Genomic DNA, 19900 nt, shown 5'->3' on the forward strand with positions numbered 1-19900 from the left:
GGGTTGCTGTAGACCTGCTCTTAAGTCGTGCTGACGAGCTTCAGGGTATGACGGAGGAAGAACTGCGCCAATCTTTGGGATTAACAGAGTAACGAACTTACAGAGTTTAACGGCACTTGACTACTGCGTACCACGTGACTCATAAGCAAACTGAATTGTCAGTAAGCTCACTACGGCTACGCAACTGGCACAAGCGACTTCTTTGATAACTGTCACATTGGAGGCGCTTAGTCCAAATGTAGTCCAGAGTTGAAAAAAGATGAACTACAAAAAACTTGAAGCTCCTATAAATTAGTGGTTTTAGCCCCTTAACTTGCTTTTCCGGTTAGTTGCTCAGATGGCAACGGTGCAGACTGGCGGAAAAGCAAAACTGCTGCTGTGTAGTGCTTTCAAGAATTGTGCCAGTTTTGAGCTAGTCCAGCACCGAAAGCACAAGTTGACCATTAGCCAAGCTAATCAGTAGGCAAGCCCCAACAATCACTTACTGGGCTTCTGCCAGCCTTCAATAATAGCTTTGGTAATCTTGCCATACGGGGTGCCTTCCAGCCAGGCTAGTCCACCGCCTTGAGCCGCTCCTAAGATGCGATCGCGCGTCGTGGTAGGCAGGGCGGCATTAACGAACGCCTTTTGGTCAGCATCAGTTGCGGTGGGGTTAGCTTGCTCCAACTGTTGCAACAAGGCTTGGATCTCGGCTGCGGCGGCTGCTAGGGTTTGTTGCGGCTCTGAGGCGTAGTTGTGTTGGATGGCTTGCTGCCTCCCACCTGCCTGAATGGTGTCAGCGACACTACCGACTGGAGCATTGAAATTGAACTTGGGAGCGGGATTCTCAGCCATGAGCTTTTTTATCTCTGTGTCTTGGGCTTGATAGTCTTGAACCAGTGCAAAGAGTTGGTTAATGTGCTTGTCCTTATCTTCTAGCCTTGCCTGATACTGGGACTCCAGGGTCTTATGGACAACCTCATAGACCTGCATAAAGTCGCCGTGGAGTTTGGGTCTGTCAGCCGTCGGTGCTGCCTTAATACGGATTACTACAACCCCATCACCCTTGTTTTCGATACTTGCGATCGCTAACTCATCGGCTTCATTCTCGATCTGGAGTTGCTGAAACGCATAGGTAAACGCTTGCCAGTCCACGCCATGACGGAAGATGAGATCAAGGGTTGCTTGCGCCTTTTGGAACAGCTTGGTGAACTCACCCAGTGCAAAGGTCTGGTGAGGGTCACTGGGACGACGTTCTTGCTGATTATGCTTAAGGTAAACAAAGTCACAAACTACGCCCTCTAGCGTTGTGTCCGCATTGGTGTTCCAGTCTTGAATACAGGCTCCTGTTAGGGTGGCGTCCCTAAAGTTAGTGTGTAGAGCGGTAGCTGTAAACAAGTGAGCACCTTTGAGGTTGGCACCTCTGAGATTAGCTTCACTGAGGTCGGCTTCACTGAGGTTGGCACCAATAAGGTCGGCATTCATGAGGCTGGCATCGTTGAGGTGGGCACCTCTGAGGTTGGCACCATTGAGGTCGGCATCATTGAGGAAAGCACTACTGAGGTCGGCACCTCTGAGGTTGGCTTGGTTGAGGTTGGCTTGGTTGAGGTAGGCTTCGCTGAGGTTGGCTTCGGTGAGGTCAGCTTCGCTAAGGTTGGCTTCGGTGAGGTTGGCTTGGTTGAGGTAGGCTTCGGTGAGATTGGCTTGGTTGAGGTAGGCTTCGCTAAGGTTAGCTTCGCTGAGGTAGGCTTCGGTGAGGTCGGCAGCACCGAGGTTAGCTTTGATGAGGTGGGCACCTCTGAGGTTGGCATTGATGAGGTGGGCACCACTGAGGTTGGCTTCGTTGAGGTGGGCACTACTGAAGTCGGCACCACTGAGGTTGGCACCAATAAGGTCGGCACCACTGAGGTAGGCACCAATAAGGTCGGCTTCGCCAAGATTGGCACCACTGAGGTTGGCATTGATGAGGTTAGCTTCTCTGAAGTAGGCTTCTTTGAGGTAGGCTTTACTAAGGTTGGCACCATTGAGGTTGGCACTAGTAAAGTCGGCACCTCTGAGATCGGCAGCACCGAGGTTGGCATTGATGAGGCTGGCACCGTCGAAGTTGGCACCACTGAGGTTGGCACCACTGAGGTTGGCACCACTGAGGTTGGCACCAGTAAGGTCGGCATCAATAAGGTCGGCATCAATGAGGTCTAGTCTGTCATAAGTTTTTTTTTCCAGCCAACGGTTCCACGCCTGAACGTCCTGCCGTAGAAGTTTAAGTTGCTTCTGGTTTGCCATCGTTACTAAGACCTGCTAGCCGCTTGTCTGCTCCTTACCCACCACCCTTTCAACGTTGCCACTCCGTCCTATCATGGCTAGACCCACTATAACCGTGACGCGGAGAATAACCAGAGTCAGGGCTGATAAGGAAGACCGTTTAGCCAGAGAAAAGTCTGCATTCAGGCAGTTAGCGTTTCTCATGCCATTGCTTTTCCTAGCAGCGTAGGTAAAGGCTACACTGGTGGTATTCTGGCTACCTGGTGTGTGCCATGACCTACGTTCTGGATCGCGAACTGACCTTTGAAGAGTACCTTGCGTACGATGATGGTACAGACACTCGCTATGAGCTTGTCAAAGGACGGTTGGTGCCGATGAATCCACCGCGTGGTCGGCATGGCAAGGTCACAAAGCGACTCTTGGTAAAGTTCGACCAGGCGATTGAGCAGCAAGGGGCACTGTGGTCCTGTCGCTGGGATGTGGGTGTGCGTACTCAAAAGAAAGTGGTTCGCATCCCTGATTTGGTCATCATCACCCACGAGCAGGAAGATGCTATTGACGACATTTCAGCCGTGGTGGAGACACCGCCCTTGCTGATCGTTGAGGTTGTGTCGCCTGGTGCTGAGAATCAGGAACGTGACTACCAGGACAAGCGCAAAGAGTATTTAGCAATCGGTGTCACTGAGTATTGGTTAGTAGACCCAGGTGAGCAGAAGGTCATTGTGCATTTGTTGCAGGGGAATCGGTACCAGGCGACTGAGTATGTTGGTAGCAGCACAATCATTTCTGTTGCCTTCCCTGCGTTGGCTCTGACTGCGGAACAGGTGTTGAAAGGCTAGACCCAGAGCGAAAAACTTTGCACTTCAGCAAATTTGGCGTGTTAGCGTTACCTAGTACCTCAGTTCTAATTAACGCTAGATAACGTAAGCGGAAATGTTGCCTCAAAAACTCAAAGCAAGGTACCTCGCCCGATTTGATGAATTGATTGCAGAGGGGGAGACAGTATTTGCAGAGATAAAGGTTAGTCCAGGTCAAGTTAACCCATTGACCGAGAGCGATAAAAACTTCATGTCTGTCGGTCTACCACGCCGTTCCCTTGCACGATCAGCGGCTGGATATTCTGTCCCTTCTAACTATGATGAATGGCTACTCAACGTCAAATCTTTGCTTGAGCAGGTGATTCCTCTTACCAGCAGTCACCGAAAGCTGATTGATGAAATTGCATCCAGTGGGCATGCTCAAACATATACAAAAGCGCGGCTCTCTGTCTTGAGAGCAATGAGAAAAGACTTCGAGCTAGGGTTCTTAGGGGAGAACCTTGCTGCTCAAATTGAGGCTGCAATTGCATCTGACTACTTAGGACAAGCAGAGCGCCTGCTGACTGAAGGTCAGCCAGGGAAGTATGATCATGTCCCGGCAGCAGTTTTGGCAGGCGCTGTCTTAGAAAAAGCACTACGAACGCTTTGTGATAATCAGCAACCACCCTTGCTGACTATTGATAATCATGGAAAACCATTGATGCTGAATCGGTTGATCCCTGACCTGAAAAAGGCAGGTGTTTACAATGAGCCAATGGCAAAGCAGTTATTGGCTTGGGCTGATATTCGCAACAAAGCGGCACATGGTGAGTTTGATCAGTTCACTCGTGAACAGGTAGGGCTGATGGTCCAGGGCATTGGACATTTCCTAGCTCAACACATGTTCTAAACCGTTGATGATATGACCCCTCACGCTAGACAGCACAACCTTTGCTAACGCAAGCTGTGCTGTTCAACATCAACTCTCTGACTTTTAACGGCGAAGTCCGTTGTTAGCCGCAGTAGGGGAACAGGTAGCGGGTTGCTCTGACAGAACGGATGGCTGAGAATTCGCTCTAGGATGACCGTAGCCGTAGCCAGAGGCGAAGGATGCCCCCGCAATAAAAAGGGATTGCGACAGGATACGATGCTGTTGGCGAATCAATGAGAGAAAAATCGATGGTCAACGCTTTCATCCGTTTGCTGTCGCCAGTTTTGCAAAATGAGACCGGCGTGTCTTAGCTAAAGGAATACCTTCAAGCCAAGCAAGGATTCTGACCAAATTAATTGCTGCTGCTGTAGCAATGTGCTGAAAATGAGCTTTACTCAAGCCAATATAGCGACATTGCCGCAAGTCAAAGGAGCGAACTCCTTGAGCTATCGTGCCTTCAATGCCAGCACGAATCGCATAGGCTTGCTTAAACTCCTCTGTTTTCTGTCGTTCACGAGCTGCTTCTAAGGCTTGATACTCTTCCTGCACCTTGATGGTTAGGTTTCTCGGTTGCTCCTTGGACCGCGTACATTGGGAACGCATCGGACATTTCAAACAAACCGAACGCTTAAACTCAATATGAATGATTGGTTTACCATAACTATCCTTGCCTGGAGTCCATAAATGACTGCGTTTATGGTTAGGACAACGAACCACTTTACGTTTCCAGTCAATTTCAAAGTGAGCTAAGTCAAACCCATCCTTTGCCTTCGCTTGCCAGCCACTGTTGCGTGCAACTGGACTGAGCAAATCAATGCCAAAGCCTTGCTGACTGTGCACCAACAAGTGTGCCGAGGTATAACCTTGATCAACAATATGCTGATGAGGAGCACGTTCCTTCGCTTTTAGAGCTTGATGAATGCGAGGGATTGCTTCTTGGTCTGCGGTAGTTGCTTCGGTGGTTTCGACATGCGTAAGGAGCCGAGGCATGAAGTCATCACAGCTTTCTGTAAGATGCACTTTGTAGCCTGTCCACTCTGTTGAGCGCTTGGCACTGTAACGCGCTTCAAGATCCTGGGGGGAACGAATCCGTAGTGCTCCGGGTGGACTGTCTTTCGTTGCTCGCAACTGAATGGCGCTGGTCGGTGCATAGAACTGTTGCAGCCAAACCTGACGCAACGTCTCTACTGCCACGAGTGCTCTGATCGGAGTCGGAGTCTCATCCGCATAAATGGCATCGAGTAGGCGAAAGCCATCAGCCCCCATTTTGCTCGCTAAAGTCTCCCATTCTGGCGGTGTCTTGGGAAACTGAGCTTCTTCTAACCGTTTGCCATAACGGTCATACCACTCATCGGGCACTTGTGCTCGTAACCAATCTGGTTCTACTTTGGCAATGGTGTTGAGGGTATGCCTTAGTGTCTCGCCAATCAACTCCAAGCGAGTCAAATCTCTGACCTTGGCAAGCACGTGAGTCGAATCTGTCCGTTGTCGTCCATGTGCTTTCAGCAAGCCCTTCTGCTGGAATGCCTGCAACATGATCTCCAACAATTGTTGCTCTGCACCACTAGCTCGTAGTCGATCACGAAATTCACTCAACACTGAAAAGTCAAACCCTGTATCAGTTAGCTCTAACGACAGGGCATATTTCCAGTCAATGCGAGCACGAACGGCCTCAGCCGCTTGGCGGTCTGACAGGTTCTCAGCGAATTGCATAATCGTAATCAGAGCCAGCCGCCAAGGAGTTTGAGCAGCATGTCCGCAATGAGGATACAGGTGAGCAAAAGCTTGATCGCTGAAAAAGACACCGAGTTCATCCCGCATTCGCATGTAGCGATTCCCTTTGGGAAAAGCTGCATGAACCACACGGCTTGTCTCTTCTGGAACTGGAGGAATCGCTTGAGGTTGAAGTGACATCGAAAGAACCCTCCTCAAAAGATGGTCTGCTTCAATTCTCCTCTAACTTCTACAGCTACCTGCCTTACGCTAAGTTTTTTGAAAGAACTTTGAGCAAGCGATTTTTCTCCCGTTGATTCGCCAACAGCATCGGATACGTGTAAAAACCTGCAAGATAGGGGTAAAACCCTTATCCTGTAGAGCTTACAGCTTTCAGTCCCTGCAATAAGCCGCCGAAAACCTTGATTAGTACAGGGTTGGACTATTTCTGGACCCAGTACTACCCAAAAATCAGTAGTACACTACCCCTTTTGGTGCCATTTCAACGGCTGAAAGCCCCATGCTCTCGTGGCACTGCTGCGTGCACAGCAGCAGTGCAGACATTACGCTTCGCTCTTGTGATGTTTACTGAAAGTCCCGATGAGAAAGCCTTTGAGGGGCATCTTGCAGGTTTTTACACGTATCCTGTCGCAATCCCTACTTACACTTATGATGCGTTGAACCAGCGGATCGCCAAGACGGTGGGAACTCAGACGGTGGGAACTCAGACAACGCGCTTTGTCTACGATCGAGGTCATGTCTATCTGGAGTTTTCTGGCACGAGTACTACCCCCAGTACGCGCTACCTGTACGGACCAATGGTGGATCAGGTGTTGGCGCAAGAGTCCAATGGTCAAACGACATGGATGTTAACTGACCACCTGGGTTCGGTGCGGGATTTGGTCAATGATAGTGGCACGGTGGTAAACCACTTTACCTATGATTCCTTTGGTCAGGTGGTTGGCTCAATGGCAGGGGCGACAGCAGATACGCGCTATAAGTTCACAGGGCGGGAATACGACAGCGAAACGGGGCTGTACTATTACCGCGCACGCTACTTTGATGCGGGAGTAGGCAGGTTCATTGGGCAAGACCCGATTGGGTTTCAGGCGGGGGATAGCAATTTATATAGGTATGTGGGAAATAGTCCGGTCGATGCCACTGATCCTTCGGGCGAGGTCAAAGTTGAACTTGTTTTTAATCCAATTATTCCAGATATAGTGAACCCTTTTCCAAGAATAACTATTGGGAACTCCAGTATGAGACAGGGGGTTACTCATGCCTTTATTCGTGTAACAGATGATGCTCCCTTTCAACAATGCATCAAAAAAAATATATTCAGTACTTGCCCACCTCAGTACGTCTATCGTGGTGGACCTGAAAATGAATTCGGCTCGCCAGAGCAACGAAAGAATGGCTTCGGGCGACTGGTCACAAAGTCCGACCTCTATCAAAAGGCTAGAGTAGACTGGAAAGATCCATCTGAACAGTCTCGGATTATCCTTGTCAATAAACCGTTTGAGAGTGCAGAACCTTACAAAGAAAGTCTCAAGCAGACTCTTACACAAATCCACCAACTCAAGCTTAATTATATAATTGACGGTCCGAATAGCAATTCAGTTGCCTATCAATGTTTAATCAATCTAAAAAGGCAAGGGCTGATTTCTTTTATACCCGATCTTTCTTTTACTAACTATCCACCTGGATGGGGAAGGGAATTAACACGGTAGGCTGTGCAAGTTTGGAAGTTAAATCTTTCCATTGACTTAAGCTGCTGCTGATTCAACAGTCCAGAACCGATAATAGGAAATTTGTTCTATTCTGACGTAGAAAGTAAGGTGTGTGTTATGAGAAAAAGTCTTGGTTTAGTGAATCAATCTCTTAGAAAAAGAAATGGAGCTTTTCTCTTAGCTCTGACTTCTCTCATAATTATGCTGGTTTCATGCGATCTACTTTCAGATGCAAATCAGATCCCGTTGCTAGCTACACCGAAAAAAATATTACTACAATCTGCTAGTTCGATTGCTGGAATGATTGAATTGGCGGTTTCATCAAATCAAGATATCGTAGCAGTAAGCAGCTTCGATGAACCGCCGGGGTTATGGCAAAAGCAAAATGGTCAAAGACTACAGATTTTTCAGCTTAATCATCAAAACTGCCCTGCAATTCCAGTTACTTTTTCACCAGACGGAAAGACTCTAGCTACTAGTATTTCCAAGAACCAGATTATACTTTGGGATGTAAAAAGTAAAGCAGTTAAGCAAACCCTGAATGATCCGAGTGTGTGTGGCTCACAAATGACATTCTCTTCCGATAGCAACACTTTAGCCGTTGGAGGACAAGGAAATAGTGTGAGGCTTTGGGAAATTAAGACAGGTGTATTGCTACATTCATTGATTATGTCTTCTCAAGTTCATAGGATTGATTTTTCAGCAAGCGAACCTGTTTTGAACGGAGCTGATGCCACTGGAACAGTACAACAGTGGAATCTAAAAACAGGTAAGTTACTGCGAACCCTATCTAACCCCCAAAACACTATTTGGGCGGATGGCGTATTTTATCCGGTTGCTTTCTCTCCAAACGGCAAATTAATGGCACGTGGCGATGCTGATAAGGTGATACGGGTGTGGAGCTTGGAGACAGAGAAGTTGATATGGACTTTTCCAGGACATCATGATTCTATCCATGCAATTGCCTTTTCACCCAATAGTGAAATACTTGCGACCGTAGGTGATTCTGGACAAAGCGGGGCACTTACGGGCACCAGTTTTCATGATTTGCGCCTTTGGAATGTTCAAACTGGTACTGCGCTCGGAAAATCCAGTGACAGGGAATATATTACAACACTTGTTTTTACACCTAATGGAAAGGAGTTGATTACAGGAGGAAATGGTGGTGAACTGCTGCTGTGGGATGTTGAAGTCCTAAGACCTTAAAGTAAGTGGCAACAAATAGCAAGGTTTCTTTTGAACAGTGTATTTGGTGTAACTAGTGAGATTGCCGCTTGCCCAGAATGCATTAGCTGCGGCATGAAGCCTTGTCCAATCATCAAGAATACTGTCAATAATGCTGGTTCCCACTTCCCATGACAAACGACCGCAGACGCACCTTCCTAGTAATCAAACGCTAACTTCGTGAATCGATCACCACAAATAAGCAATTGATTTTCTCCAGGTTCTGCACCAACCACTCTGGGCACTTTAACTTTAGGGGCTTCCTTCTCGCCTCAGTACCGCCTCTTTGCCAAAGGTCTATGTCAGTGCCCCTTTCCCTCGTGACCACCATCTACAATCGCCAGCAATACCTTGCCGCCACGATCGAAAGCATCCTGGCACAAACCCATCGCGACTTTGAGTACGTGCTGTGGGACGACGGCTCCACTGACGACTCCCTCGCCATCGCCCAGCATTACGCGGCTCAAGATGATCGCCTCCGCGTCGTTGCCGCACCGCATCAAGGGCTTGCACCAGCGCTCAAAGCTGCGATTGCTGCCACCACAGGCACGTACCTCGGCTGGGTCGATAGTGATGACCTCCTTGCCCCTACTGCCCTGGCGCAAACTGCCGCCCTTCTCGACACACGCCCTGACATCGGTATGGTCTACACCGATTACCATGTCATTAATGCACAGGGGCAGGATCAAGGACTCAGCAAACGCTGTCAGATTCCTTACACCAAAGACCAACTGCTCCTCGACTTTATGACCTTTCATTTTCGCCTCCTGCGGCGCTCCGTCTACGACCAGGTCGGCGGCATCAACCCTACCTTCGAGCGTGCCGAAGACTACGACCTTTGTTTGCGTCTTGCCGAAGTCACCCCAGTGCATCACCTCCAGCAACCCCTCTACTACTACCGCCAGCACGCCAGCAACGTCACCCACAACCAGCTTGCAATGATTCACTGGTCATACCAAGCCAGCACTCAGGCACTCAAACGCCGGGGCTTAGACCACAAGTACGCGATCGACCTGCACGTCACGAGCCAATTCTCCATCCGCCGCAAATAGCTCCTAGCCTGTCCCTTCACCCTCCGTTAGGGCACTGGTAAACTGCTGCCACACCTGAAGCGCCTGCGCTGTCGAGTGTGGCATGAGTCGTTGCGCGATCGCCCGAAACCGTCCGGTTTTGACAAAGCCACCCCAACAGTGCAGTAACCGCACCTGATTCTGTTGCACGATCACGGGTGTGATGTGGCTGGCAGGGAAGTTGTACACGTTGGGTAACTCAACCACTGGTAAAGCGGTCGTCTGAAGCGATCGCAGCAGCGCCAACTGATCGTGTTGCTGCCACCGCTGCCATTCCACTTGCCACGTCTCAAACAGCGTCAGCACTGCCGGGCATCGCTGCCACAACATCACCCCACCATTCCACTGTAGCGAGTCTGCTGCACACTGCTGCAACGTATATGCCTTCTCCACCGCCGCCACATGATCACACTGAGCCAAGGTGCCATTGACATCTACTGCCAACGCGAGCGACCCTGCCTGCAAGCACTCCCAAATAGGTTCAATGGGCTGAATCGGCAACACGTCCGCATCCAGATACAGCGTTTCCGCAAACGGTGACCACTCCGGCAAATGGGTCTTCACCCACCGTGATGCCATCGACTGCGGTCGTAGTCCTACAGTCGGTAAGACAACCCGTTGGCACGTCAGGTGAAACCGCTCTAACCCCAGAGACTCCAACCGCTCAAAGTCTGAGAGCAAAACGATCGGTAAGTCTGGCTCTAGTTGTCGTAGTGCCAACGCACTGATCAACGCTGCTTCCAGATACAGGGGCGATCGTACGGCACAATACACTACGCCTCGACTTGGTGCTGCTGTCATCTCTTTGATGCCTCTAAAAGGCTGGCAATAATCACTGTCACCAAACGTCGCCAGCGATCGACACGACAAGCGTGGAGTTAGGACGTGATTGTTGTTATTATTCCCCACAGTTCTCAATGCGTTCAGGAGGGCAGCGCTTTGACAAGCGCATTCGCTGAACCGTCACAGCCGCGATCACTCCTACCCCTACTGGACGTGAAACTCGACCATGTGCTGCTGCCTCAGCCCGTCATGTGCTTGCCATGAGGTTTAACTCTTGCAGCAGGCAACAGCAACATTGTGGCGTTTCATTTTTTGTTGTTCCTCCCCTGACTGTTTTGCTGTTCATGAACAGCCCGCGCGATCGCAAGGCTCAAGTAAAGCAGTTTTTCAGCTTTAACAACCAGCGGTTGAGCATGATCCACACAAGCTGAAAGAGTGAACACAGTGGCTACAGCAACCTCTACGGTCTGGATACGAGGCAGCTTGAGACGAAATTTAGCTTTCATGAGTTGAGCATTTAGCGTTGACACAGGGTTGTTCCTACGCCCCTTACCTTTAAAGAGATGCTCAAACTGGCTCTAAAAACGTCTCTAAGCGCTGCGTCAAAGGCACTTTAACTCTTGAACAATTGGACAAAACCGCCGAAACACTGCATTAAATCTTTACAACTATGAAGGAACGGTGAAGTAGCAAGGCGTTTTAGCCTTCGTATGGTAAACGCTGCCTTGATGCCATTGCTTGACGACTGCTTGCGAAGAAAGGTTGAGTTTACAACCCTTAAACCTGTGAAACGAACCATCCGATGCATTGGTTGTTCTTTTTAAAGAGCAAAGAGTCGTGATCCAAATTAATGGCTTACAGCTTGTTCATTGCTGAGGACTTTCTGGTGAGGGGGTGCTGGACGGATTCTCGTTCCGTTTGCATATCAAGTCAAGTTTCTGATCGCCGTCCAATGACACCAGGTTAATCGCAGGCGGCTTGGCATAGAAGACGAAGACACTGGTACGTTGATACTTCAGACCAATTTCACCGCTCGTCCAGGTTAGCTTCGTATCGGTTTCTCTAGCATAGGTGCCAACCATTTCACCAAGTTTATAAGTACCATCGGCATTCATAGTGAGTGGATCAGCAGGCTTAAAAATGAGTGTTTGGCAAGTGTATGTCCCGACGACTTCATCCGGTTCGATGATCGTTGGCTCAGTACCCACCTCAGGTGTAGAGGCACTCTCTATACTGGGAGGCAACCTTTGAGCATCGGTGGGGGTAGGGCTGGGAATAGCTGCCTCAATCTGTTCGGCAGTCACAGAAGGTATAACGGCAGGCGGGGTAGAAGTGGACTGGCACCCCAACAGTGAAACCAAAAGCAGGCTGCTCACACCGTACTTGATCAAATCAGTCATCAGCTTTCATCCATGAAGGGCAGTCAAATTGTTCGGTCTAGGACAAGTCCATTGACGCAGCGGGTGATCCGCTGACAGCAGCCCAAGCTCCTTGTCGTTGTTTCCTAAGGTCAACACACAACGTCAACTTGTCCAGCAGTCACCTGAGAGGCAGAGAACCCACAGGCACGGTTTCAAACAGTATGCCCAGTTCGTCATAGCGATAAGACAGCGATTAGTGTACATCTAACATCGAATACACTCTAGTGGATGTTAAAGCCATTGTTGAAACTGGCGGAGGGCTATGATGCTGGACATGACTAAAAAGGTTCAGGTGACCCTGCCAGACCGGATTGCCACTGAATTAGAAGCCTGGGCGGAGTACGATGGCAGACCGCTAGCAAACTTGTGCGCCTACTTACTGGAACGGGCGATCTCAGACAGCAAGGAAAAAGGGGCTGACTGGTTTCAAGACCTCAAAGCCAGAGAGCAGCGCATCAAAGAGAAGGGGCAAGGGAAAGCGGAGGGACGATCGCTCTGACAGTGTGACTCCTCAGCCTTCCTGAAGCTGCAATTCAAACAGCAGGAGTGACCAGTCGCTTGACTCCAAAGCCTTTTCCGGCTGCTCAAACAACGCCTGGATGAATTGCTCCAGTTGCGCTGGCTGCCAACCCAACGCTGCGACCTTCTGATCAACTACCCCTCGAAGGCTCGCCTCAGGAATGGGGTACTGCTGCACCACCGCTCGCAACAGCACTGGTGACTCCAGAAACGTCGTCAAATCTGGTCGCACATACCAGTCAGCCTGCTCCAACGCAAAAGTTGGTGGTGGCGCTGTGAAATAAATGGCATCCAGTTCATCTTCAACCAAAAGCCAGCCCACCATTCGTGCCAATGCCAGCCAGTCTTCCTCTTCTGGCTCCAGAAAGCGAGCGCCCACTGCTAGCAAATCGACCTTTGCCAGTGGGTTATAAACACCAGCAGACCATGCTAAAGCCAGTGCTTCTGGATGCTCTTGTTGATGCTGGGCAAAGAACGCTTCCACTTCCGCTTGCAGTGCCCGATCCACATCAGGTATCTGTACTGACTGTTGAGGCGCAACACTCAATTGCCGCATTGCTTGTAACGCCGTTTTACCGACCCGACGTTGCGGTTGCGATCGTCCAAACCCACCTGGCATGACTGCCTCCTCACTCGAAGGTTGTTCGGCTTGCTCCGGTGCCACGACATCCGTACTGATGAGACTAACCGACTCTTGCTGTGTCTGAGCGGTAAAGAACTGCTGGGCTTCTGCCATCAGAATCGGGTCATCACTTGCCAACCATGCCTGCATCTTAGCAAGGTGCTGCGCCGCCCTGTCAGACTTGCGGCGATTAGCTTCGACAGCGATGCCTGTGGAGAACCCCCCAGACCCCCCAACTTCTGGAAACCCAACCGCTTGCCCTTGAGGGGCAACGGCATGGGCAACAAGCTTATTGGTCTCAAGAGGGTGGTATTCCCCTCCCTGTATGGGTTTCTGCGATTCTGGATTGATGGAATCGGCATCGACAGGGTGGTATTCCCCTCCCTGTATGGGTTTGAGGTAGTTGGGATGCCATAATTCCTTGTATTTATCCAGAGTTTGATTGCCGATCCCATAGGCACGGATGGCGTGTCTGCGGGCAGTGATTGTCGCCGGTAAGGCATGGCGCTGTTGTAAATCAGCGATGGTATTATTAATGCGATCACGAGCGGCTTGTGACTGTGACTGGTTCCAGTTCGGCTTTAGGGGTGCAGTCGTTTCTGGTAGGAGCGCAGTCTTTGCTTGGTGCTTAGAGCCGAATGGGTAGTAATGACTTGCCTGGATGGAACGGGTGTAGAACATGGCTCGTTGTTCCAGGTCTGTCTGATGGCTGCAATACGACTCAAAGCCAGGGAGCGAGCGGGCGACCTCACAGATGGCAGCCGCCAAGTCTTCGCCAGTAAGGGGTTCAATACTACGCTGGACATGACCGAAGATGTATTCCCGCATGGCAATCCTGCCTAACAGGTAATTGGTTTGCCCGGAGTCAGTCCACCCGGCTAAAACCTCAATGTTCAGGTCGTGGAGGAACTTCTCGGCTTTGCCGGAGAGTTTGTACCGCTTGCGCTTCACCTGTTGCAAGACCCGTTTCAGGGTGCGTGAGTCGATAGCGTTGCGGTGTTGGGCAAACTGCCAGCGTTGCACAAAGGTGGTTTGGTCGCCGTAGATGGGCTGAAAGTCGCGGTTGAGTAGGTAGGAACCAGCTTGCAAGGGGAGACGATGGGCAGCGTAAAGGCTGGGTGCTGTGCTGAACGGTTTCGGGTTGGGGAACAGTTCGAGTTGTCCCGGTTTGAGTTTGAACCCAGCGTTCGCCAGCAGGGTTGAGACGACCTGGGCGATCGCCCACGTTTCTTGCGCGTTTTGAAAGGGTAAGTACAGGTGAATGCCGCCCCGGTAGCTGCTGGTCACGGCAACCGCTTCGACTAACCCTAACGTCTCTAGCGCTGCCAACAGGCGTGGGATGGCAAGGCGATCGCTGTGGGGATGGTAGAGACTACCTCTGTCAATGTCGAGCATGAGGTAGTCGGTTTGTTTGCCGAACCGCACGCCATACAAGTAAGCGCCTTCTTGAAGCAGGCGATCGCTCAAGGGGTGTCTGTCTTCGGTTTTCCAGTCGGGGCGATCGCCGGGGTCTGGATGTTCGGCATAGATGAAATCGAACCGATGTGGAAAGAGATGCAAAAATGCCTCTGGTTCTTGAATCGCCTGGAATTGGGGGGCAGGAAGGTTCATCGGCGACCCTCCTTGCCCATAGCAACAATTTGCAGGACAAGGTTCCCCCTGCCCTCATCAAGTTTTCGATGCACGAAGTAACTCCCTATAACTGGTGTGAGCAGTGGATAGGAAGCCATGCAAAAACTAGAGCAATTTATCAAAAAGGTTGCACCATTTGACAAATTGCCACTAAAATTGGCATAGCAATCTCGGGTGACTTAACTTTTGCTTTGCGAAGGCGGTGAGTTAGAGTCCCCAAATCCTATCTAAAAGTGAATATCAAGTCTTTTACCCCTTCTGTTGACGCAGTGGGGTTTTTGACTTTTTAAGGGCTTTTAGGTCACGCGGTCACCTCCTGTACTTTTCAACTGTGGAAACTTGTTGGCTCACCTTAACCGGGTGGAGAATGTTTCGATCTAACCGCAGATCCCGGTAAATGAAGCAATTTTTGCAAACCTATTGAGCCAAGCAGTCAGCGAGTCTTTGCCGCCACTACCCAAGACGTTGGCGCAGCACCTGCCGGAATTCTCTCACAGCATCGTATTGGTCGTGGTAGGTAATATAGCGGCGAAACAGGTCGATTGGTAGTCCTGGAAGCAGTTCACTGTGATTGAGGCGTTCATAGCCCTCGGCGCGGCGATGGTGAAGTTGCAAAACGCCATCTTCCCAAAACCACACTTCGGTCACGCCCATCCGGTGATACCCTTCTAGCTTGTTTACGCCACCACTGGAGATAACAACCTCAAGCACCAAGTCAGGGAACGGTTTATGGGAGTCAAGGTTGTAGGACTCGTCAGGCTCATTCCTGGCACCTAACTCCTTGTTGCCATAAGACGGACCACCCCTTCTGTAAAAGCGAATGTCAGCTTCATCCAGGTAGGTTTCTAGCAACCGGGCAATAGTGGACTTAAAGTCTTCATGCTCTGGGCTAATCGGCATGATTTCTAGCGTGCCATCAAGGTAAGCGAGTCTGACACCTGGGAAGTCTTCCAGAGAGCGATCGATCTCTTCCAGTTGCTCCCAGGTCAGACCATGAACAACCTTTGCCTGTTTTGGTTTGGGTGCTTGGACAAGTTGCGTTGTCATAGCGATCGCCTCCTACTTACTACGGCTACTGGAGTCACTTTGCTTTTTCGGGGTCTGACGATCCCTTGCTGCCATTGTGACTAAAGCTGCTGCAAGGTTGGCGACTGTTCGCACTTCCTCATCTGCCCACGTCTCAAGGATTTCATACACGTCGTCATCGACAGATATGGTCATCCGCTTGGTCATGTCATCAGTCCCATTTTGCATAGATCATATCCCCCTCTGAAGATTTGACTCATTCTTATGCTTAATGCATCTTATGCCATCAGCATAGAATTATGCTATTGTCTTCACAAGCTTAAGAATTAAGCTCACTGATAGGGGCTGCGTACCACTCCACTGTCCGAGACCAACAGCGTTTGGGTGCCATGTCTCAAAAATTTAAAAGCCCAGCTAGCCAGGAGTTTTTCAACCCGACCTCTTAATTTTGCTGCCTCTAGAATTACGTCATAGGCAAACCTCGTCTTCATTCCCATGCTGAAGGGTTAAGCCGCTACTTTTGCCAGTAACGCTGCTTACTCCGAACCACACACTTGTCGTCACAGTCATTCTGAAAAGTCCATGCCAGATCCCCTCACGTTGCCCTCGATCGCCCTACCAAAACCACCTCCGCTTTACTTCCCGACACCGACATTCCAAATAGGGGACTGGGTGTACTGGAAACATTTTTGCCTCGATTTTGGACACATTACTGGGGTGTGCTGGGCAACGGAGGGGAGTGTAAAAATGACCGGCTTCCATTACCTAGTACTGCTTGATCCGACTAGTCCCTCAAAACATTTGGGAGTTGATCTCGATTTTGCGTTTCAGGACGACTTAGCGCTCATGCTGCCGACTCGCTCACCTGCTTGACCGTTTTGGCAGACAGATTTTCATTCCTCAGGTAACCTCCGATGGCACATCCTCTTTCCGAACAACAGTGGCAACTGTTTGAGCATCTGTATTTGCATTGCCCACCACCTCTTCATCCGGCTAAATTCTTGGAAGCCTGGGAAGTTTCTTACGCAGACCTGGCAAAACTAAGTGGCGTTTCACGCAGCACGATCGAACATTGGTTCAGCCAAGGTGCTGCTCATAGAGAACCGTCCCTCATGCATCAACGGAGACTTGCCGCCATCGATCGCCTTTTTCGGAGTGTTGAGCACATTTCGCCTGAACTGATTCGACTCTGGTGCAATGCCCGTTGATAGACTCCCGATGGTGCATGACTAGACCCTAAATGATTTGGGAACGAAAGGCAGCAAAAATCGGATCAATACCTGATTGTTTTATTAAGCACCCTACTCAAGAGCAATACTTAAGTTTTGCTTCCTTAAAGCTCCTTATATTCTTCCTTTTACTTCTTCTATCATCTGAGAAGCAGTTTTCTTATTAAAGAAACTGCTTTAGTCCTATGAAAGCGTCTAAACGTGTTAAATTGAGCTATCAATGAAATCAATTTACGTTCATGCCTACACGTCCGATGGTAGGGTGCCGAGTACCGCCAGAATGGAAAAAGAAAATAGAAGCCATTGGTGCTGAAACAGGGCGACATGCCTCTCAAATTGTCTATGAGGCAGTTGAACGTTACTTGGCTGAGGTCGGAGATGATTTAGTTAGCATCCAGATACAGAAGATTCTTCAGCGAGTAGAAGCCTTAGAAGCAGATTCAGCGATAACAACGCTATCGCTGAAGGTGAAGGAGCTTGATGCCAAAGCAGAGAAAATGCAAGCGTTACTCACAACCTTAAACCCCTCATCCTTGGAAGGCGGTGAGAGAGGTAAATTAACATTGAATGCTGAACAGTTAGCAATGATTTTGAAGGTTACGCCCAGATCTGTAAATATGGCAGCAGCAAAGGGTATAGACTATTTCTCAAGCTGGACACAGCAACATAGTAAAACAAATAAATGGAGCTTTGAGGTCATTAATCCTGGTGCTAAGAAAGTAACGCGCCATTTTTTTTCAATCTACTAGCTCCTCTTCTTTACACAAGAAGGAAGAGAAAAGAAGAGAATACTTGATTCCCGATAACAACAATTATGGGGAATCATGCATATTTTTATTGCAAAGTGTTAGAATAAAGCGACCAGAAACTCATTACAGAAGTGGTTACAGCTTTTCGCTCTTAAATAAAACTACAGTAAAAGAATGAGTTCAATTCTTTCTAAACTCATAGAAAATTATAATGAAATCATTATTTTGAAAACGTTAAACCACTGAGGTTTGTATCAATTAATATGCATCCTTTGTTCCTTTATCACGTAGATAGTCCGTTTAGCTTTACACAAAGGGCGAATCTGCTTCGGCGCTGCTCGCTCCATCGTTCTTGTGTCAAGATTCCAGTCACAGATAAGAATCTTTCAATCTGGCTTCCATCCCGACCCTTACCTAATCCCCCTCTGCCTCGGATTGTTCCTCTACTCGCGCCCTAAAATGAGGTTTCCCATCGGTATAAAGCGTTTGGGCAACAACCCTCAGCATCTCCATCACTTGCCGCACTAACGTTTTGGGGAAGTTCTGCACCTGCAAAAGCACTTCGCCAGCCGAAGAAACCACAAAGGTCAAATCATCCACCTGGATCTCAAGCGGGTAATAATCCCCGGAGACCACCCAATGCTCCTGTGCCTGAGCACGCTCTAAATGCAAGTAACACGGTTCCTTGAGGGGCACCGCTACCAGTGCGCCTAGCTCAGGCAGATGCATGATCTCAAAGGGGACTTCCACCCCTTCCTCGACCCGCTGACGTTCCGGCATTTCTTCCTGCCGCAGCGGTGTGATCAACCGCGCCTGCAATAACTCCAGTTGGCTGGCTGGTTGCTTCAGCGTCTCACGGACACTCTGCCAGTACTGACTCCATTGACTAGAGTCCGGTTGATACAGTGTGCGCTCGATCGCGTCTAACGCCTGCTCTAAAACTGTCGCTGGATGCCGATAGCCCACCCTGCCCTGCACCTGCACGATGTGACACATCTCCTCTAGCGTCAAAGAAACCAAGCAATCCTCGAGTAGGCTACTCCTGCCAGTCATTTCCGCCTCCGTCGCTGTAGCGGCTAAGGCGACGACAGCAGCCCGTAGAAACGTGCGCTGGGAAGTGATGGGCAGCAGTCGGCTCATAACGTAACCTCGATGAGCAGGGCAGAAAAACGATCAACGGTATGGATGACAACTCCCACCAACACACCCACCATCGCTCTGGCTGGATCAAGATCCTGGGCAGCAGTCGTATAAGCGGCGAGCCGAAACACTTCTTCAGCCAGCGTTTGCCGCATCTCGGAGACCGATCGCATACAGGTGCCTTTCACTTCCATCAAGTACAGCTTGCTGGTGCTAATCTGGCTGCCCGAAGGAGCATCTGTCCCAATCATGTCCGGGTAGTCATGGCAAGGGCGGCACAGAATGCGAGCCTTCATTAACCGCTGCATCACGAGGGCACCGATGCCCTCAGCCACGGCTGCTACGGCGCTCTTGGAGACACTTACGCCCTGCCCACCCGACTTATGGGTGAAGTAGTACAGCGGGGCAAAACCAGGCTCAAAATAAAGCGGACGCTGGAGCGCCAGGAAGCCTTTGATTTGCGCCGTCGCATCCGGCACCAACTGCTCAGAATAGCGATGGATTGACCAGCATAAAGTCGCCTCATCCACTTTGAGGGAGCCAGCAGGTTCAAACAGCGCTTGTTTCGCCGCGATCGCATGGTCAAACTGTCGGCGCAGGGCGTGACGGCTAGTAGCAGCTTTCGCCAGTGCCGCTTCCGTGCTGGTCAATTGCAGTTGCCGCCGCTCTAGGGTAATCTCGATGGGCATCGTCAGTGGTAGGCAAACAGGACTGTTCTCACCCTACGTGCTGGCATTTCAATCAGGCAAGCAATCCCTGTTACGGTGACAAGTGTAGGCTAGCACTAGCATCAGGGCGGCGATCGCCCAAGCGGGTGTTGGCACTGGCGCTTTGAGCGCTATGTGAAAGCAAGAGTCTGAAGCGCTAGCTGCGTCCCATTGGCATGTCAGTGCGGGAAGGTTTTGACCGTCACAATATTGCGGTCATCGTCATGCTACGTGCCAGTGAAGCAAATCTGTTGCTAGAGCAAAACGTGGGACGGGGCTTGAGGTCATGTTCCCGGCATCCAAGCCAGAGTATGACCAGATCCAGGACTTAAAGCACGAGGCACGGCAGCAGCTTCTGAGGCAGGA

At 50.1% G+C, this 19900-nt stretch carries 19 protein-coding genes; 9 read left to right on the forward strand and 10 right to left on the reverse strand.

Going from position 1 to position 19900, the window contains the following annotated elements; genetic code table 11:
• Positions 1 to 477: 477 nt before the first annotated feature.
• A complete protein-coding gene (locus tag H6F86_RS25865; RefSeq protein ID WP_190452721.1) occupies positions 478 to 2262 on the reverse strand; it encodes a pentapeptide repeat-containing protein in 1785 nt (594 codons plus the stop codon).
• A gap of 251 nt (positions 2263 to 2513) precedes the next feature.
• On the opposite strand from H6F86_RS25865, the gene H6F86_RS25870 reads away from it, so the two are divergent.
• Together H6F86_RS25870 and H6F86_RS25875 are read left to right on the forward strand one after the other, a co-directional pair.
• Positions 2514 to 3080 (forward strand): Uma2 family endonuclease, encoded by a 567-nt coding sequence (locus tag H6F86_RS25870; protein ID WP_190452722.1) that lies wholly within the window; start codon positions 2514 to 2516, stop codon positions 3078 to 3080.
• 229 nt (positions 3081 to 3309) lie between these two features.
• Positions 3310 to 3948 carry a DUF4145 domain-containing protein gene (locus H6F86_RS25875; RefSeq protein ID WP_242033701.1) on the forward strand — a complete coding sequence of 213 codons (639 nt, stop codon included), beginning with the start codon at positions 3310 to 3312 and terminating at the stop codon, positions 3946 to 3948.
• Between the two features lie 282 nt (positions 3949 to 4230).
• On the opposite strand, the gene H6F86_RS25880 is transcribed toward H6F86_RS25875, so the two are convergent.
• Positions 4231 to 5883 (reverse strand): IS1182 family transposase, encoded by a 1653-nt coding sequence (locus tag H6F86_RS25880; protein ID WP_190452726.1) that lies wholly within the window; start codon positions 5881 to 5883, stop codon positions 4231 to 4233.
• Between the two features lie 236 nt (positions 5884 to 6119).
• Here H6F86_RS25880 and H6F86_RS25885 point away from each other — a divergent pair, with 236 nt between their 5' ends.
• From H6F86_RS25885 to H6F86_RS25895, 3 genes are all read left to right on the forward strand, one after another.
• The gene (locus H6F86_RS25885) at positions 6120 to 7412 is read left to right on the forward strand and encodes an RHS repeat-associated core domain-containing protein (protein WP_190452728.1); all 1293 of its coding nucleotides are present in this window, start codon (positions 6120 to 6122) and stop codon (positions 7410 to 7412) included.
• Between the two features lie 117 nt (positions 7413 to 7529).
• On the forward strand, positions 7530 to 8618 hold the full coding sequence (locus tag H6F86_RS25890) for a WD40 repeat domain-containing protein (RefSeq protein WP_190452730.1): 1089 nt from the start codon (positions 7530 to 7532) through the stop codon (positions 8616 to 8618).
• A gap of 338 nt (positions 8619 to 8956) precedes the next feature.
• Positions 8957 to 9688, forward strand: coding sequence for a glycosyltransferase (locus tag H6F86_RS25895; RefSeq protein WP_347241119.1), 732 nt, complete (start codon positions 8957 to 8959; stop codon positions 9686 to 9688).
• A gap of 3 nt (positions 9689 to 9691) precedes the next feature.
• Here the strand turns inward: H6F86_RS25895 and H6F86_RS25900 are convergent, their stop codons facing one another.
• The 3 genes from H6F86_RS25900 to H6F86_RS25910 all read right to left on the reverse strand — a co-directional run bounded on the left by H6F86_RS25900 (position 9692) and on the right by H6F86_RS25910 (position 11889).
• The gene (locus tag H6F86_RS25900; RefSeq protein WP_190452735.1) at positions 9692 to 10615 is read right to left on the reverse strand and encodes a hypothetical protein; all 924 of its coding nucleotides are present in this window, start codon (positions 10613 to 10615) and stop codon (positions 9692 to 9694) included.
• A 179-nt stretch (positions 10616 to 10794) separates the two neighbouring features.
• On the reverse strand, positions 10795 to 10995 hold the full coding sequence (locus tag H6F86_RS25905; RefSeq protein ID WP_190452737.1) for a hypothetical protein: 201 nt from the start codon (positions 10993 to 10995) through the stop codon (positions 10795 to 10797).
• 360 nt (positions 10996 to 11355) lie between these two features.
• Complete coding sequence (locus H6F86_RS25910; RefSeq protein ID WP_190452738.1) at positions 11356 to 11889, reverse strand: hypothetical protein; 534 nt, start codon at positions 11887 to 11889, stop codon at positions 11356 to 11358.
• A gap of 295 nt (positions 11890 to 12184) precedes the next feature.
• Here H6F86_RS25910 and H6F86_RS25915 point away from each other — a divergent pair, with 295 nt between their 5' ends.
• Positions 12185 to 12409 carry a hypothetical protein gene (locus tag H6F86_RS25915; RefSeq protein ID WP_199305520.1) on the forward strand — a complete coding sequence of 75 codons (225 nt, stop codon included), beginning with the start codon at positions 12185 to 12187 and terminating at the stop codon, positions 12407 to 12409.
• Positions 12410 to 12421: 12 nt separating this feature from the next.
• On the opposite strand, the gene H6F86_RS25920 is transcribed toward H6F86_RS25915, so the two are convergent.
• From H6F86_RS25920 to H6F86_RS25930, 3 genes are all read right to left on the reverse strand, one after another.
• Positions 12422 to 14662, reverse strand: a complete 2241-nt coding sequence (locus H6F86_RS25920) for a hypothetical protein (protein ID WP_190452739.1) — start codon at positions 14660 to 14662, stop codon at positions 12422 to 12424.
• Positions 14663 to 15136: 474 nt separating this feature from the next.
• Positions 15137 to 15730 (reverse strand): Uma2 family endonuclease, encoded by a 594-nt coding sequence (locus H6F86_RS25925; RefSeq protein ID WP_190452740.1) that lies wholly within the window; start codon positions 15728 to 15730, stop codon positions 15137 to 15139.
• Positions 15731 to 15742: 12 nt separating this feature from the next.
• The gene (locus tag H6F86_RS25930) at positions 15743 to 15937 is read right to left on the reverse strand and encodes a hypothetical protein (RefSeq protein ID WP_199305521.1); all 195 of its coding nucleotides are present in this window, start codon (positions 15935 to 15937) and stop codon (positions 15743 to 15745) included.
• 354 nt (positions 15938 to 16291) lie between these two features.
• Here H6F86_RS25930 and H6F86_RS25935 point away from each other — a divergent pair, with 354 nt between their 5' ends.
• The 3 genes from H6F86_RS25935 to H6F86_RS25945 all read left to right on the forward strand — a co-directional run bounded on the left by H6F86_RS25935 (position 16292) and on the right by H6F86_RS25945 (position 17687).
• Positions 16292 to 16582, forward strand: coding sequence for a hypothetical protein (locus tag H6F86_RS25935; RefSeq protein WP_190452741.1), 291 nt, complete (start codon positions 16292 to 16294; stop codon positions 16580 to 16582).
• Between the two features lie 41 nt (positions 16583 to 16623).
• Positions 16624 to 16917 carry a helix-turn-helix transcriptional regulator gene (locus H6F86_RS25940; protein WP_190452742.1) on the forward strand — a complete coding sequence of 98 codons (294 nt, stop codon included), beginning with the start codon at positions 16624 to 16626 and terminating at the stop codon, positions 16915 to 16917.
• 260 nt (positions 16918 to 17177) lie between these two features.
• Positions 17178 to 17687: a hypothetical protein gene (locus tag H6F86_RS25945; RefSeq protein WP_190452743.1), complete on the forward strand. Its 510-nt coding sequence runs from the start codon at positions 17178 to 17180 to the stop codon at positions 17685 to 17687.
• A 414-nt stretch (positions 17688 to 18101) separates the two neighbouring features.
• Here the strand turns inward: H6F86_RS25945 and H6F86_RS25950 are convergent, their stop codons facing one another.
• Entirely contained in the window at positions 18102 to 18827 is a 726-nt protein-coding gene (locus tag H6F86_RS25950) for a hypothetical protein (RefSeq protein ID WP_190452744.1), read from the reverse strand.
• A complete protein-coding gene (locus tag H6F86_RS25955; RefSeq protein WP_190452746.1) occupies positions 18824 to 19516 on the reverse strand; it encodes a hypothetical protein in 693 nt (230 codons plus the stop codon). Before H6F86_RS25955 ends, H6F86_RS25950 begins: the two co-directional genes overlap by 4 nt.
• Positions 19517 to 19900: the final 384 nt, after the last annotated feature.

The sequence above is a fragment of the Phormidium sp. FACHB-592 genome (assembly GCF_014695795.1).
Taxonomy (GTDB): domain Bacteria; phylum Cyanobacteriota; class Cyanobacteriia; order Leptolyngbyales; family Leptolyngbyaceae; genus Stenomitos.